Below are 14,675 nucleotides of genomic sequence, written 5' to 3' on the forward strand. Positions count from 1 at the left end.
ATATATAATAAATATATATACACATCGAAAAAAGGCATAAAAGTATGTCTCCGAGTCAGAATGATTATCCTTCATTCAAAGTATCAAGTTTAAACACCTTTCTATATATGTAATATCAACCACCAGGATTTGGATGAAACCAAAAAGGGCAGAAGATAAAAAAAATTGAACGGTTCGTTTCTTTACCCATCCACCGACCAATAAAAAAAATATCGGCGGCGGACGCTTCTTCTTGTACTACTTCTCTGTCTATGTAAATCTTTTCAAAGAACGATTTTGATGCCATCGCAAAAACGCCTCGTGGCGTATTTCTTGAAAGCGAGTGCAAAGATAATGCAATAATTCACAACCACCAAATATTTTCAAGGAAAAATTTTAGAAATAAGTAAAATGAAATAAAGAATTGATATAAATCAAGAGATGAAAGAAGATACACCTTATATTATAAACATTCGGAAAGCATGTTCTCGTATCTGTTTCAATTATAAAAAAGACACGAATAGGAAAAATATCTTAGTTTTGCTTACAGCTGTTCTATTAAGAAAAAAAATGAAAGAAACTCACCTGAGAGGGAAGCTCGGAAATCATCATGCACCACACATTTTCTCTTGTTGATTTTTGGGATCATCCCAAGTTTCTTCGATAGAGGTGGTTCATGCTCCTTGGACACGTTCCGTCAGTTGCCGGAATGCTTATAGAACATGGAGGCGAATGCTTCCGTTATCCACACAAATCAACATAGCCCCCTATTTTGGGGCGTCCGACATTTGGAGTGATGAAGTAGGAGTGAAACTTAAAAGTTCACAACACGGTTTTCTCGAAAAACTTCTCATTAACAATGGGTTTAAGCTTAATGAAATGCATATAGAAGTCATAGGCATTATTGCATCACAAATTATCACTTCTTGAGTATAAACCTCCGTATATAAAGGGTTTATGAATAGGACTAATTGTATAACTTGATGATTTTCAAAAGCTAAAGACCATCACTCGAAATTCCGGGAGACCCATATTTTAGGACATTATTGGTTGAAAACACGCTTTTCGTATGATAAAATGAAAATAAATCGGGTTTTATTTGTCATTTAGACAAATTCTTCCTACATTTGTACGATTTTATTTTATGCGGAAACCGTAATTCGGTCCACAAGGTAGAATAGCACTTACTTTTTTACCTTTTTACCATTTACATTTTCCCTTATGATGTAGGTCAAAACAATAAGTATTTTTTAAATTTTAGATGAACGTAATTACGAAAACTCTTCAATTGGCTGATGGAAGAACCATCACAATTGAAACCGGAAAGGTTGCGAAGCAAGCCGACGGAGCCGCTGTACTCAGAATGGGCAACACCGTGCTTCTCGCCACAGTTTGCGCAGCCAAAGAGGCAGTTCCGGGTACAGACTTTATGCCTTTGCAAGTGGATTATCGCGAGCAGTACGCTGCCGCAGGTCGTTTCCCCGGTGGATTTACAAAACGCGAAGGCAAAGCGAACGACGAAGAAATCCTGACGTCACGATTGGTTGACCGCGTGCTTCGTCCTTTATTCCCATCAGATTATCACACAGAAGTATTCGTTACCGTAATGCTTCTCTCCGCCGATGGCGTTGATCAGCCTGACGCACTTGCGGGATTTGCTGCATCGGCAGCCATGCAGTGCTCCGATATTCCTATCGAATTCCCCATCTCCGAAGTGCGTGTGGCTCGCGTGAATGGCGAGTATGTCATCAACCCGACTTTCGAACAGATGAAGTCTGCCGACATGGATATCATGGTAGGTGCCACAAAGGACAACATCATGATGGTGGAAGGTGAGATGGATGAAGTGTCAGAGCAAGATCTCATCGGCGCGCTGAAGGTGGCTCACGAAGCAATCAAACCCATGTGCGAGTTGCAGGAAGAACTTGCAAAAGAACTGGGAACCGACGTAAAACGCGAATACAACGACGAGACAAACGACGAAGAACTTCGCGAGCTGGTGAGAAAGGAAACCTATGACGCTTGCTATGCCGAGGCACAGAGTGGTGATAACGACAAGAAACATCGCGAAGAGACATACGACAAGATAAAAGCGGATTTCGTGGAAGCCTACGATGCCGCACACACCGACTTATCGGAAGACGACCTCGAGGAAAAACACGCCGAGATAGAACGATATTTTGCCGATGTGCAACGCGACTCCATGCGTCGCAGCGTGCTCGATACGGGCAAGCGAATGGATGGTCGCGCCACAGACGAGATACGTCCCATTTGGTGCGAAGTGGACGCGTTGCCAATGCCCCACGGAAGTGCTTACTTCCAGCGTGGCGAGACGCTTTCACTCTCCACCTGCACGCTCGGTACGAAACTCGACGAGAAGATGATCGACAATGTCTTGGACAAGAGCTATCAGCGATTCTTGCTGCATTACAACTTCCCACCGTTCTGTACGGGCGAGGCAAAGGCGCAACGCGGTGTGGGACGTCGCGAGATAGGGCATGGTCATTTGGCATGGCGCGGATTGAAAGGTCAGATCCCGGAAGATTTCCCTTACACGGTACGACTGGTAAGTCAGATACTTGAATCGAACGGTTCTTCTTCCATGGCTACTGTTTGCGCCGGAACGTTAGCATTGATGGATGCCGGTGTGCCCATGAAAAAACCGGTGTCGGGAATAGCGATGGGATTGATTAAGAACCCGGGCGAGGACAAATATGCTATTTTGAGCGATATCCTCGGCGATGAAGACCACTTGGGCGACATGGACTTCAAGACCACCGGAACAAAAGACGGTATCACTGCCACGCAGATGGATATCAAATGCGATGGTCTTTCCTTTGAAATATTGGAAAAAGCATTGATGCAAGCAAAAGCCGGAAGAGAGTATATCCTCGGAAAACTGACTCATACCATTGAAGAACCACGCAAGGAACTAAAACCACAAGTTCCGCGTATCGTGGCTTTCGAGGTTCCAAAGGAATTTATCGGTGCGATTATCGGCCCCGGTGGAAAAATCATTCAGCAGATGCAGGAAGAGACCGGAGCCACCATTACCATTGAAGAAACAGATGGTGTGGGCAAGATTCAGGTTTCCGCTCCAAACAAGGAGAGTATCGATGCTGCGGTAGGCAAGATAAAAGCGATTGCGGCTGTCCCGGAAGTGGGCGAAGTGTACGAGGGAACCGTTCGTTCCATCATGCCTTATGGATGCTTCGTGGAGATATTGCCGGGCAAGGATGGACTGCTCCATATATCAGAGATAGATTGGAAACGCCTTGAGACGGTAGAGGAAGCCGGAATAAAAGAAGGGGACAAAATTAAGGTGAAGCTCCTTGATATTGACCCGAAAACCGGTAAATATAAATTGTCGCACCGTTGCTTGCTCGAAAAACCGGAAGGCTACGTTGAGCCACAGCGTCGTCCGCGCGGTGAGCGTCGTCCGCGTCGAGACAATGATAGGCGTCGCAACAATCATGATGCGAACACCAACGAAGAATAAAGAAGAACTGACAAATGCACATCAAAAAACTCTCGCAAACAATGCGAGAGTTTTTTGTGCTTGGGCAACAAGGAAAGAAAAACCACGTAAGTATCTATATCAGCCGCAAACGGATAACGTTTTTTATCAATTGTCTGACCGATATTTCTGTAATAACATTCCTATAGACTTTTTTTATCCGGGAAACAAAGAGGGAATGAAAGAAAAACAAGCAGGAAAGTCTGATTTGTGGTTAAAAATACATAAAGGAACTAATCTTTTCTTGGTTTTTATCGTCAATTAGATAACTTTGCAAACAATGAATCTGTGAACATCCCTTTGCCAACTCGTTTCCGAACATGGGGAGTTGAGAATCATCAGGCGTAAAATTATCATACATATATAACTGTCGAAAAACAGAATAATGAATAATAAAAGGAGAATAGAACTATGAAAAAGAATCTATTGGCTTTAACATTCGTGCTCGGAGCATTTCTGATTACCGGGTGCGCAAGCAAGAAAGACTTGCAGAACTGTCAGACGGAGAATCAACGACTCTCCGGAGAATACCAAAGTGCAAAAGAAACCATTGCTGCCAACAACGCACGCATCAAGAGTCTTGAAGACCAGTTGGCACAAGCTAAGGCAAGTGCGGCAGCTCTGCAGGGTAGTTTGGACAAGAGTCTGAACAACGCAAATTCGAACAACGTGAATATTTCCAAGTTGGTGGACCAAATCAACGAGAGCAACCAGTACATTCGCCACTTGGTAGAGGTGAAGAGCAAGAGCGACTCGCTGAATGTGGTTCTGACGAACAATCTTACACGCAGCCTGAGCAAGGAAGAACTGAAAGAGGTGGACGTTCAGGTGTTGAAGGGTGTCGTATATATCTCTTTGGCTGATAACATGCTTTACAAGAGTGGCTCGTATGAAATCAACGACCGCGCTGAACAAACGTTGCGTAAGATTGCCAAGATTATCATGGATTACAAGGATTATGACGTGCTCATTGAGGGAAATACGGATAACGTTCCCGTGAATAACCAAAGCGAGAAGATGAAGAATATCCGCAACAACTGGGATCTCTCGGCTCTTCGCGCATCTTCGGTGGTTCAGTATCTGCAAGACCACTTCGGAGTAAATCCAAAACGTCTCACTGCAGGCGGACGTGGCGAATATAACCCGCTCACTACCAATGATACGGAGGTAGGCAAGCAGCGCAATCGTCGCACACAGATTATCATTACTCCCAAGCTCGACCAGTTTATGGACTTGATTGGTGAGGCACCCGAAACGGAAGAAGCGAAATAAAGTGAGCTTCTTGATATAAACAATACGACCGCAATCATCCGCAAAAGGAGGGTTGCGGTCGTTCTTATTTTATCGTGAAAGTGAATTGTTCGCCGACATACTTATATTCCAATACGTTGTAGCGTATAAGTCGTGCCAAAGTGGAGATGACCGTGTAGCGATTTATCTTGGAAAGTCTGACGATTTTGTTCAGTGTGAGGTTAGGCTTTTCATCGATGAGTGCCAGAAGATGCTTTGTCTTCTCGGTGTATTCCATCATGCTGCGAGGTTGTTGTTCCTGTTTCCACATCTCCAAGTGTATGGGCGATGCGATAATATTTTCGTCTTTTATTCTTATGTACGCGTGCTTATTATTTTTCTCATCAATGGCGAAAATGGGTTTTTGTGCAGCGGGTGGGATGGTTGCGATGACTACGTTGCGTCCCTCAACATGAAAGGTGGAAAACGAGATATCACTTTCAGGTAAGCAATATTTGTATGCTGCGGCGTGCATCATGTAAATTTCCTCTTCTGACCTCACTCCGGAAATGTGTCCATCGTCCCTTACTCCTATTAAAAGTCTGCCTCCTTCGCTGTTGGCAAATGCCGAAACCGACTTGGCGAGCTTTATGGCATTCTGCACTTTGTATTTGAAATCTTGTTGCCGATGCTCTCCTTGGGCGATGAGCATCTGAAGATATTGCTGTTGAGTCATCTGTTGAGAAGTTTGTCGCAAAGGTAGCGATTTTTAGTTCTTAAAAAGAAAATGGGAGAAACTTTTATGATTGTTTTCCACATGGTATCTCCTATCTATGTTATTTGGTAGTGCCGAGAAAGAATAGTCGCATGAGCATTGTTTCATCCCAAATCTCTAAGTTTGCAATATGAATTGCAATAAATAAAGAGATTTGGGTTCACGGGAGAAAGTCCGGGTGAGCCATAACAATGGGACATCAGCGAAGTCTTGTTTTCATTTGATTGAGACGGATGAGTGTGTCTTAACGGAATTGTAACACACGTTTAATTTGCTTGTAACATTAGCAATGTACCTTTGCGCCCAAAAGAAATATATAAGGTTTAAAGTTACGAGATGGAAACAATGTATCTTTGTATTGTCGTATTTCTGCTTTGTTTGGCAGTATTCGACTTGTTTGTGGGGGTTAGCAACGATGCCGTAAACTTCTTGCAATCGGCAGTGGGTGCGCGCGTTGCCGGATTTCGCACCATTCTCATTATTGCATCCGTTGGTGTGGTATTGGGAGCCGTGTTGTCTTCGGGCATGATGGATGTGGCAAGGCATGGCATCATGACGCCAAGTCAGTATTCCTTTAGTGAAGTAATGACAATCTTCTTGGCTGTGATGGTTACGGACATCATCGTTCTCGATGTCTTCAATACGCTCGGAATGCCAACCTCTACTACTGTTTCGCTCGTGTTCGAGTTGTTGGGAGGAACGTTTATCATTGCTTGTATCAAAATGGCAGGTGATGGCAATCTGAGCTTTTCAAACCTGATGAACACGGAACAGGCACTGAAAGTAATCATTGCCATCTTCGTCTCGGTAGCCATCGCCTTTGTCTGCGGTACCATCGTGATGTGGATTTCCAGAGTTGTGTTCACGTTTAATTACAAGCGATATTCGCGCTATTCCATCGCTCTGTTTGGTGGCATCGCCTTTACGGCTCTATCCTATTTCATCTTCATGAAAGGACTTGGCAAAAGCCCTTATCTTCCGGGCAACATTAAGGAATATATAGAAGCGAACATTAACTTTCTCCTTTTGATAACTTTCATTGCCTCTACCATATTGATGGAAATTCTCCATCTTCTTCGAGTAAACATCTTTAAGTTCGTAGTACTTATGGGTACTTTCGCTTTGGCAATGGCATTCGCCGGCAACGACTTGGTGAACTTTATTGGTGTGCCGCTCGCGGGATTGGACTCTTATCAGGATTTCATGGCAAATGCAGATGGAGCAAGCGATACGGCGTTTATGATGACATCACTGATGGAAAGCGCGAAAACCACACCAAGTTGGTTGTTGGGAGCGGGCGTTGTCATGATAGTTGCGATGGCTACTTCCAAGAAAGCACAGAATGTTATTAAGACGAGCGTGGACTTGAGCCGTCAGGATGAGGGCGATGAGATGTTCGGTAGCTCCAGTGCGGCACGTGCCATTGTGAGGTTTTCGCAAAATATCTCCGGCAACGTTAGTACTGCAATTCCCTCGCGCGTTAGCAGTTGGATAGACTCGCGTTTCAAAGAAAAAAGCGGAGATGAAGCGGATGTCAATGTAGCATTCGATGTGGTTCGGGCAGCAGTGAACCTTGTGTTGGCTTCCATGTTAATCACCATTGGAACAAACTTAAAACTACCACTTTCCACCACATACGTTACGTTCATGGTGGCAATGGGTTCCAGTCTTGCCGACCGTGCGTGGAGTCGCGAAAGTGCTGTGTTCCGCGTAACGGGAGTCTTATCGGTGATAGGTGGTTGGTTCATCACTGCCGGTGCTGCATTTATATCTTGTTCCATCGTTTGCATGATTATGTATTTCGGAGGAATTTTCATGAAGGTAGCTTTCATGTTGCTTGTGGTCTTCCTTTTGATTCGTTCGGAACGTAATTACAAAAAGAAGATGGCAAAAGAAGAGAGCGGAAGCGTATTCCGTTTGATGATGCGCACTCGCGACCCGGAATTGGTTTGGGATATGTTGCAACGACAAGTGGCACGCACACAGGCATACGTTTGTAAATTCGCCTTGGTTCAATTCAACGCAATTGTAGATGGATTTCATGAAGAGCGCATAAAGGAGTTGCGCCATACCGATAGGAATTTACAGCACGAAACGGAGGATTTGAAGAAATATCGTAGGCAAGAGATGCTCGGACTGAAACGTTGCCCGCCTGAATTGGCTATTGAGCGCAACACTTGGTTTCATTTGGGTGCAAATAGTAACCAACAGCTTATCTATTCTTTAAGAAGAATGCTTGAGCCTATTCGCGAGCATATTGGCAATAGCTTTAATCCTGTTCCCGAAGAGTTTATCGCCGAGTTCGAACCCATCCAACAGAAAATTAACGACTTGTTGAAAATCAGTGAGAATCTTATTTCCACTCGCAGGTTTGAGAATTACAGGGAAATGCTGACCGATGCGGATCAAGTAAAAGATGAACTGTCAGTCTTGCGTAAAAAGCATTTGGATAGGATGCAAAAAGCACAGGGTAATGCCGAATTTCAAGTATCTGTGGTCTATCTGAACATGTTGCAGGAAACCCAGCAATTCATAAGTGCCATGCGTCATCAGTTAAGGGCTGCGAAGAAGTTCTGCGAATAAACCTGATGGTTGGCTTTTCCCGATACGAGAAAATGAAATAAAAAAAGCTACAAAGCAGGCGTCATGTTCGATGAATATGACGCCTTTATTATTTTCAAAATTCCTTCTTTCCGTGGATTGCGACTTGTGATTTGCAAGCGTTGAGAATCAGGAACATAGTAAGAAAACGTCTGGTGGGCAATCCTTTGAAAGTCGATTTCATCTCTTCCGGAATTTCAATGTTTGAGTGCGCAGAATGTCAACGGATTTGTCTTGTCGTGACATTCTTCAGTTTGCTTCTCGATTAATTTCTATTGGCTTTTATGCGGAAATCGAAGCGCAACCCACTTGGACTGTTATTCACAACCTCTATGCTGCCACCATGAATGAGTACCGCATTCTTCACGATGGCAAGCCCAAGACCCGTTCCACCGAGTTTCCTGCTTCTGCCTTTGTCAATCCTGTAAAAACGTTCAAAGAGTCTCGGCAGATGTTCCTTATTTACACCCGTGCCATTATCGGTGAAGCAGAAGTTCCAATAGCCATTATTCTCGTAAGCATTCAGCGTGATGGTGGTTCCTTCGCCTGCATAAGCGATGGCGTTGTCGGTAAGATTGCGGAAAACGCTGTATAACAAGTTTTTTACCCCTTTCACCATAATGTGATCGGGCAGATTGTTGCGGAATGTCATGTCGCGCTCGTTTAGTTCCAATGCCGTTTCTCTTTGAATATTCGCGACCAAAGTGCAGATATCGATTGATTCAATGTCCATCATTTTCGCTCCATCATCAATCCTGTTGAGGGTTGAAATATCTCTCAGCAGCGATGTCAGCCTCTCTGTCTGGGTGTAACAGCGAGCGAGGAACTGTTTCTTATTCTCTTCCGTGATGCACGGATTATCCAAAATGGTTTCCAAGTAGCCTTGAATGGATGCTATGGGGGTCTTCAGCTCGTGGGCGATATTCTGTGTCAGCTGGCGTTTCAATATGTCTTGCTCTTGCCGGGTAGATTCCAGTCGTTTATAAATCTTAATGATGCGTTCGGCAATCTCGCCCAATTCGTCATCGGGGAAGTCGGCAAGGTCTTCTGTCTCAAGACTCTCATTGTTGTCTGCCCGCGATGCGAATATCTTTAGTTTGGTGATATTCTTGTCAAGACTGTTTACAAATCTGTAGATGACAAACGTAAGTAGTGCCAACGCCAACAGCGCGAACCATATATAATGTTGGTCCGACTTTAACGATTTTGCCAAGTCGTCATTGTAAGGCAACGCCGTGCGAATAATGATGCCATCTTTGGGAAAATAGGTGGCTGAATAATAATAATCCTGCTTCAATGTCTTGCTTCTTCTTTCCACAGTGGATCCCCAACCGGTAGCCAATGCCTTGATTACCTCCTCTCGGTTTCGATGGTTGGAAATGTGCAGGTAGTCTTTTTTCTCATTATCGAAAATCACCCCTCCATCGCGGCGGATGAGTGTAACGCGCATATCCTTTCGGCTGTGGGAAGCGAGATAGCTCGTGATACTCTTTTCTTCGTATCCACTCTTTTCCAACTCTTCTGCCATGTGTTTGTTGAACATCTGCAATTGCAATTCGAGTGTCTTCACTTTATATTGCTTTTCACGGTTTTGTTGGAAAACAATAAATGCGATTGAGAATACAAGGAAAACGGCCATAATACTCAGGTAGAGCTTATGACCGATGCTTATTTTTTTCATGATTCATTTGCTAAAGTCCGACAACTTGTTTTGTTGGGAAGCGTTGAGGCTTCGGCGAACCGCACGATGTCTCTTCCCTCCGCACGACTTACATGTTAAAGTAATAGCCAAACCCCAATCGGGTGGCAATACATTTGGAGAAACGTCCTATCTTCTTTCTAACCCTTGTGATATATACATCCACCGTTCGGTCAAGCACCAACACGTCTTTTGGCCAAATACGCTCAATGAGTTCTTGGCGAGAGAAGACTCGACCTCTTTCCTCCAGTAACAGATGCAGCAATTCAAATTCCGTTTTTGTAAATGGAACCTCTTCTCCGTCAATATTAACGGTCTTCTTCTCTAAATCCATTTCCAATCCTTCGAATGAAAGTGTTCTGTGCTGCTCCGGCTCAATCACTGTTGCCGTCTCCGTGCGATTTAGAACGGCTCTGACACGCAGAATAACCTCACGGATGGAAAATGGTTTTGAAATGTAGTCGTCTGCCCCCAAGTTAAAACCGGTAACCGTGTCGTTCTCGGAATCGCGGGCAGTGAGGAAGATGATGGGGATTTTCTTCGTCAGAGGATTGTCTTTTAGTTTTTTAGCCATGGCAAAACCGGAAATTTCGCCCATCATGACATCAAGAAGAATGAGATTATATCTTGAAATCTCCATGCCGAGAGCTTCCTCTGCGGAATGAGCCGTCTCCACAATGTATCCTTCGGTTTCAAGGTTAAACTTTAATATCTCGCAAATGTCCTCTTCATCATCAACAACTAAAATGCAGTGTTTGATATCGCCCATCTTCTTATAAGTTTGATTTTCTGCAAATTTATAAAATTTTTCCGTAATAGTTTTTTTTCTTATGTTAAAATCTTATGAAAAAACAACCTTTGTTTTGTCTTTGTGATGTGGAAAATCAAGAGTTACGATGTTACGAAGAGGTGCTCATCTCGTCATCAGGCGACTTCTGTTTGTAAACTATTCTTACCAAAAAACCGCATATATAAAATCGCAATCCGGGAAAACGACAGGAGGGAAATTGACGTTTTCCCAACAAAAATCAAGCGATATTTCTCCGAAAAACCATGTATTCTCACAAAAGCTTACCTTTTGTCATGCATTAGCTTATGTTTTGCGTTGCGATACATGAGCTTTTGCACTGCAAAAGGTAAGCTTTTGTAGTGAAAAACCACGAGGAAAATTAATGTTTTTATTTGCTCTCCGAGTGCTGTATCACGTATTTATCTGTTTATCAACTAATTGTGAAAATTAAGATAATTTGCGTATTTACGAACAAGGATGAATGTTTTTGCTTTTAAGGGCAGCATTTTGAGGTATATGTAAATATATTTCAACTACGATAATCCGTAGTTTCAACCTTAAATTCGTCTTTTTCCAAGTCGGGGAACCACTCGCAAAAGACTGATAAGGGAAGATTTTTCCGGCATTGTTTCGATGTTTTGTCAAAATAACGTTATCTTTGCAGAGTAAGAAAAAGAAACACATCATCAGCAACAAGAATGAAAAACAACTTGAAAACCATACTCGCGAGTTGCCTTCTTTCGGGAACGGCAATGCTGACAGGCTGCTCAGGCGAGCAGTTTCACGTAACGGGAAACATCACCAACGCAAAGGATTCCGTGCTTTATTTCGAGCACAACAGTCTGACGGGCTTCCACAAACTCGACTCGGTGAAACTCGCCGACGACGGCAGTTTCGCTTTTTCAGGCGACAAGGCAGACAATCCTGAGTTCTATCGTTTGCGCATCGCCGACCAAATTATCAATATCGGCATCGATTCAACGGAGACGGTGAACGTTACTGCCGCCTATCCCGGAATGGCAGCGAGCTACGAGGTGAAAGGCTCGTACGAGAATGAGAAGATAAAGGAGCTGGCGCTGAAACAAATCAACCTGCAAGCACAATGCCAAGCCATCGCCACGCAACATCCGGAGGTGGCAGATTCGCTCATCGACAACCTGCTTGCCGGCTACAAACACGATGTCAGCAATAACTATATCTTCAAGGAGCCGATGAGAGCTTACAGCTATTTCGCCCTGTTTCAATACATCGTGGTGAACAACCGGGCACGCCTGATATTCAATCCGGCACGCGATGCGGCGGACAACAAGGTGTTCGGTGCCGTGGCAACAAGCTGGGACACGTTTTATCCGGGGTCGGAACGAGGCGAGAACCTGCACAACATCGCCATCAAGGGAATGCAGGATGAACGCATCGTAAAAGCACGTGGAAAACAGGTGGAAGTGAATGCGGAGGAAACAGGAGTCATCGACCTGCCACTGCGCGACAACGTGGGCAACGAACGGCATCTGACCGACTTGAAAGGTCAGGTGGTGCTTTTGGATTTTCACATCTTCGGAATGAAAGGCTCCACGGAATACATCATGCGGATGCGCGAACTCTATGAGAAGTATCATTCAAAAGGTTTGGAAATCTTCATGGTATCGCTCGATGACAATGAGCATTTTTGGAAAGAACAGGTGGCAAACCTGCCATGGATTAACGTCTTCGACAACACGGGCATAAGCCGGGCTTACACGGAGGCAGCCACTGCCACGCCAATTATTTACCTCATTGACCGGGGAAATAACATCGTAAGAAATCCGGGACAGATAAAAAATCTCGAAGCGGAGATACAAGCATTGCTATAAATCTTGCCGACCGGCGTTCCAACGCGCTCTTTCGCAAACCATAAATCGAACAAAGCCTCCTCACACAGTCCGGTGCGAAGAGGCTTTGTTCGATAACCGACAACAAATAGCGTTTAGAACGCCTTACCAAAACTAATGTATAAACCCAAAAGTGCCTCTCTGCCACAATACCGGTTATTGGTAATCATGCAAGCGGGAGTGATGCCAATACGGAACTGAAATCCACGTTTGTGGGTATAACGATACCCGATATTCAAATAAGCGAAGGAGGAGATGTTGTTTTCGGATATGTTTTTATAGGCAATTCTCCATTGCTCTGCTTCAAACTTAAAATGTTCAGCCACTGCGATGTGGTCGTTGTAATATCCGGTATTAACACCCAATCCCATTTCGAGGCGGTTTTTGCCTTTTCCAAGCAGATAATTTACTTCAAGCGGAATACTGTAAACCCGAGTCGAAGTACCCGCTGCGAAAAAATAGTTTGCCTTAGAATAACCAAAAGCAAACCCAACGCGATAGCCCCATTTGGAATCTTCCTTGAAACGCGCATCGTAATTGATGCCAACGCCATTGGAGCCACCTCCAAACTCAAGGAAAACACTTCGGGAGCGAATGGTGTCGTTTTGAGCATAAGCCGTGGTGGAAATGGAAAACAGCAAATGACACAGCAGGATTGACGTGAGAATATTCTTCTTTTTCATGTTTATAGGGTATGAATAGTGGTAAGATGGTGTTCAAAAATTAAACGTATATATCTTTCTTGGTTTCTTTAATTTTACTTTCCTACAATCTTTCCATCTCTTTTTCATCATTTTCTCGTCTTTCATCGGTCGGGCAGCTCGCTACACTCCCTTTTTAAATCAAAAGACTGAATGAAAAAACAAACGAAAATATTGTGGCAATTAATTTTGAATAGTTACTCAAAATATATTCTTATTCTTTCATAACGAGCGCAAAGATAATAAAAAAAAAGAGAAGAAGAATAATTCAATGGAAATATATCGCCAAAGCTTCCACATAGGAAATAGAACAAACACAAAAAGAAAAGCCAACATCCCTTGCCGGGATATTGGCCATCTATTGTTTTTACACATTGAAAAAATTAGAGAATTGAAACTTCACAGTTTCGCTTGTTTTACTAAATCTGATTATTTTATAGAGAAAGCATTGAAATTATCTTACTTAATGATGACCTGTTGTTGGGGCTGCGAGGTGGTGCTTTGCAACGAATCGGAGTGAGTTGAGTCTGCCTTGGCAACGGAAAGTCCTTCTCGCGTTTGGTTCGTGTTTGCCACCTCCGTTTGTTGGAGCTGTGCATCTTTCGGCTGAATGGCAGTTTGAATGGCATTTCCGAGGGTAAGCACTATCGCAACGACAGCTGCTGCCTTGAATAAGGGGATTAACCGCTGACGCATCGTTATGGTGCGTGCTTTCACGGGTTCGTCTTCCCGAATCATTCCAAGTACCTTGCGGTCGAACTCATCATCCAACGCATCGCTTTCCTTTTGTTCACGCCCATAAACGAACAAGTCTTTATAAGGCAAGAATTCAGCCGGAACGTCCTCTTGCGAAAAAAACGTGCGGAGAATATCCTCCTCATGCAACGTCGTCTCGCAACGCCAATAACGCTCCATTAACTGTTCTATGTACTTATAATCCATATTCATCTATTTTTTTGTATTTTTGTTTCACCGCCTGACGCGCCCTAAAGATGTTCACCTTGACCTGTTCTTCGGTTATTTCCAATATCTCGGCTATTTCCTTATAAGCTTTTCCCTCAAAATCTCTCAGCTGCATACAGCTCTTTTGCTTTTCGGGAAGTGAGTTTACGATATCTCTCACCAAGCGGATGTGGTCTTGACGAATCATCTCGTCTTGGGGATTGGACAAAGACTGCGGCTGAACTTCGTTAGTTGTTTCCAGCGATTCGTTGTTGTTGCCTTTTTTCTTTATCCTGTCCAATGAGAGGTTGCGGCAAATTTTCAGGCTGAAAGCCTCGATGGAGTCTATCGAATCCCAATCGAAACGTTTGTTCCAAACCTTTATCAGCGTATCCTGAACAATGTCTTCTGCCTCTGCCCGATTGAGCGTGATGCGCAAAGCGAGCCGGAAGAGTTCGTTCTTCAAAGGCAACACATCATTGCGGAAACTGATTTTCTTCATCCTCTCTGTTTGATTGACGATTAAATTAGGTCGAAAGTTACACTTTCATGTGAATTTCGCTAATATTTAAC

11 protein-coding genes are annotated in these 14,675 nt (G+C 43.8%); 5 read left to right on the top strand and 6 right to left on the bottom strand.

Annotated elements, in window-relative coordinates; translation table 11 throughout:
* The first annotated feature begins 1,240 nt into the window (after positions 1-1,240).
* The 3 genes from pnp to ETF27_RS05910 all read left to right on the top strand — a co-directional run bounded on the left by pnp (position 1,241) and on the right by ETF27_RS05910 (position 4,768).
* The gene (gene pnp / locus ETF27_RS05900) at positions 1,241-3,478 is read left to right on the top strand and encodes a polyribonucleotide nucleotidyltransferase (RefSeq protein ID WP_130830300.1); all 2,238 of its coding nucleotides are present in this window, start codon (positions 1,241-1,243) and stop codon (positions 3,476-3,478) included.
* Entirely contained in the window at positions 3,453-3,761 is a 309-nt protein-coding gene (locus ETF27_RS05905) for a hypothetical protein (RefSeq protein ID WP_130830301.1), read from the top strand. Before pnp ends, ETF27_RS05905 begins: the two co-directional genes overlap by 26 nt.
* 146 nt (positions 3,762-3,907) lie before the next feature.
* Complete coding sequence (locus tag ETF27_RS05910; RefSeq protein WP_130830302.1) at positions 3,908-4,768, top strand: OmpA/MotB family protein; 861 nt, start codon at positions 3,908-3,910, stop codon at positions 4,766-4,768.
* 64 nt (positions 4,769-4,832) lie between these two features.
* On the opposite strand, the gene ETF27_RS05915 is transcribed toward ETF27_RS05910, so the two are convergent.
* Positions 4,833-5,462 carry an AlbA family DNA-binding domain-containing protein gene (locus ETF27_RS05915; RefSeq protein WP_130830303.1) on the bottom strand — a complete coding sequence of 210 codons (630 nt, stop codon included), beginning with the start codon at positions 5,460-5,462 and terminating at the stop codon, positions 4,833-4,835.
* A 375-nt stretch (positions 5,463-5,837) separates the two neighbouring features.
* On the opposite strand from ETF27_RS05915, the gene ETF27_RS05920 reads away from it, so the two are divergent.
* Positions 5,838-8,084 (top strand): inorganic phosphate transporter, encoded by a 2,247-nt coding sequence (locus ETF27_RS05920; protein ID WP_130830304.1) that lies wholly within the window; start codon positions 5,838-5,840, stop codon positions 8,082-8,084.
* Positions 8,085-8,367: 283 nt separating this feature from the next.
* Here the strand turns inward: ETF27_RS05920 and ETF27_RS05925 are convergent, their stop codons facing one another.
* Together ETF27_RS05925 and ETF27_RS05930 are read right to left on the bottom strand one after the other, a co-directional pair.
* Positions 8,368-9,783 carry a sensor histidine kinase gene (locus ETF27_RS05925; protein ID WP_130830305.1) on the bottom strand — a complete coding sequence of 472 codons (1,416 nt, stop codon included), beginning with the start codon at positions 9,781-9,783 and terminating at the stop codon, positions 8,368-8,370.
* 88 nt (positions 9,784-9,871) lie between these two features.
* Positions 9,872-10,570 carry a response regulator transcription factor gene (locus tag ETF27_RS05930; RefSeq protein WP_130830306.1) on the bottom strand — a complete coding sequence of 233 codons (699 nt, stop codon included), beginning with the start codon at positions 10,568-10,570 and terminating at the stop codon, positions 9,872-9,874.
* A 719-nt stretch (positions 10,571-11,289) separates the two neighbouring features.
* Here ETF27_RS05930 and ETF27_RS05935 point away from each other — a divergent pair.
* The gene (locus ETF27_RS05935) at positions 11,290-12,441 is read left to right on the top strand and encodes a TlpA disulfide reductase family protein (protein WP_130830307.1); all 1,152 of its coding nucleotides are present in this window, start codon (positions 11,290-11,292) and stop codon (positions 12,439-12,441) included.
* Positions 12,442-12,554: 113 nt separating this feature from the next.
* Here the strand turns inward: ETF27_RS05935 and ETF27_RS05940 are convergent, their stop codons facing one another.
* The 3 genes from ETF27_RS05940 to ETF27_RS05950 all read right to left on the bottom strand — a co-directional run bounded on the left by ETF27_RS05940 (position 12,555) and on the right by ETF27_RS05950 (position 14,604).
* Positions 12,555-13,142, bottom strand: coding sequence for a hypothetical protein (locus ETF27_RS05940; RefSeq protein WP_240048137.1), 588 nt, complete (start codon positions 13,140-13,142; stop codon positions 12,555-12,557).
* A gap of 477 nt (positions 13,143-13,619) precedes the next feature.
* A complete protein-coding gene (locus tag ETF27_RS05945; protein ID WP_130830308.1) occupies positions 13,620-14,102 on the bottom strand; it encodes a pyruvate ferredoxin oxidoreductase in 483 nt (160 codons plus the stop codon).
* Positions 14,092-14,604, bottom strand: a complete 513-nt coding sequence (locus tag ETF27_RS05950) for an RNA polymerase sigma factor (protein WP_130830309.1) — start codon at positions 14,602-14,604, stop codon at positions 14,092-14,094. Before ETF27_RS05950 ends, ETF27_RS05945 begins: the two co-directional genes overlap by 11 nt.
* Positions 14,605-14,675: the final 71 nt, after the last annotated feature.

The sequence above is a fragment of the Prevotella brunnea genome (assembly GCF_008016795.1).
Lineage (GTDB): Bacteria > Bacteroidota > Bacteroidia > Bacteroidales > Bacteroidaceae > Prevotella > Prevotella brunnea.

Coding starts and splice junctions, on each gene's coding strand:
- pnp (WP_130830300.1), top strand. CDS start 1,241: ATGAACGTAATTACGAAAACTCTTCAATTGGCTGATGGAAGAACCATC.
- ETF27_RS05940 (WP_240048137.1), bottom strand. CDS start 13,142: ATGAAAAAGAAGAATATTCTCACGTCAATCCTGCTGTGTCATTTGCTG.
- ETF27_RS05920 (WP_130830304.1), top strand. CDS start 5,838: ATGGAAACAATGTATCTTTGTATTGTCGTATTTCTGCTTTGTTTGGCA.
- ETF27_RS05915 (WP_130830303.1), bottom strand. CDS start 5,462: ATGACTCAACAGCAATATCTTCAGATGCTCATCGCCCAAGGAGAGCAT.
- ETF27_RS05945 (WP_130830308.1), bottom strand. CDS start 14,102: ATGGATTATAAGTACATAGAACAGTTAATGGAGCGTTATTGGCGTTGC.
- ETF27_RS05925 (WP_130830305.1), bottom strand. CDS start 9,783: ATGAAAAAAATAAGCATCGGTCATAAGCTCTACCTGAGTATTATGGCC.
- ETF27_RS05950 (WP_130830309.1), bottom strand. CDS start 14,604: ATGAAGAAAATCAGTTTCCGCAATGATGTGTTGCCTTTGAAGAACGAA.
- ETF27_RS05935 (WP_130830307.1), top strand. CDS start 11,290: ATGAAAAACAACTTGAAAACCATACTCGCGAGTTGCCTTCTTTCGGGA.
- ETF27_RS05930 (WP_130830306.1), bottom strand. CDS start 10,570: ATGGGCGATATCAAACACTGCATTTTAGTTGTTGATGATGAAGAGGAC.
- ETF27_RS05905 (WP_130830301.1), top strand. CDS start 3,453: ATGATGCGAACACCAACGAAGAATAAAGAAGAACTGACAAATGCACAT.
- ETF27_RS05910 (WP_130830302.1), top strand. CDS start 3,908: ATGAAAAAGAATCTATTGGCTTTAACATTCGTGCTCGGAGCATTTCTG.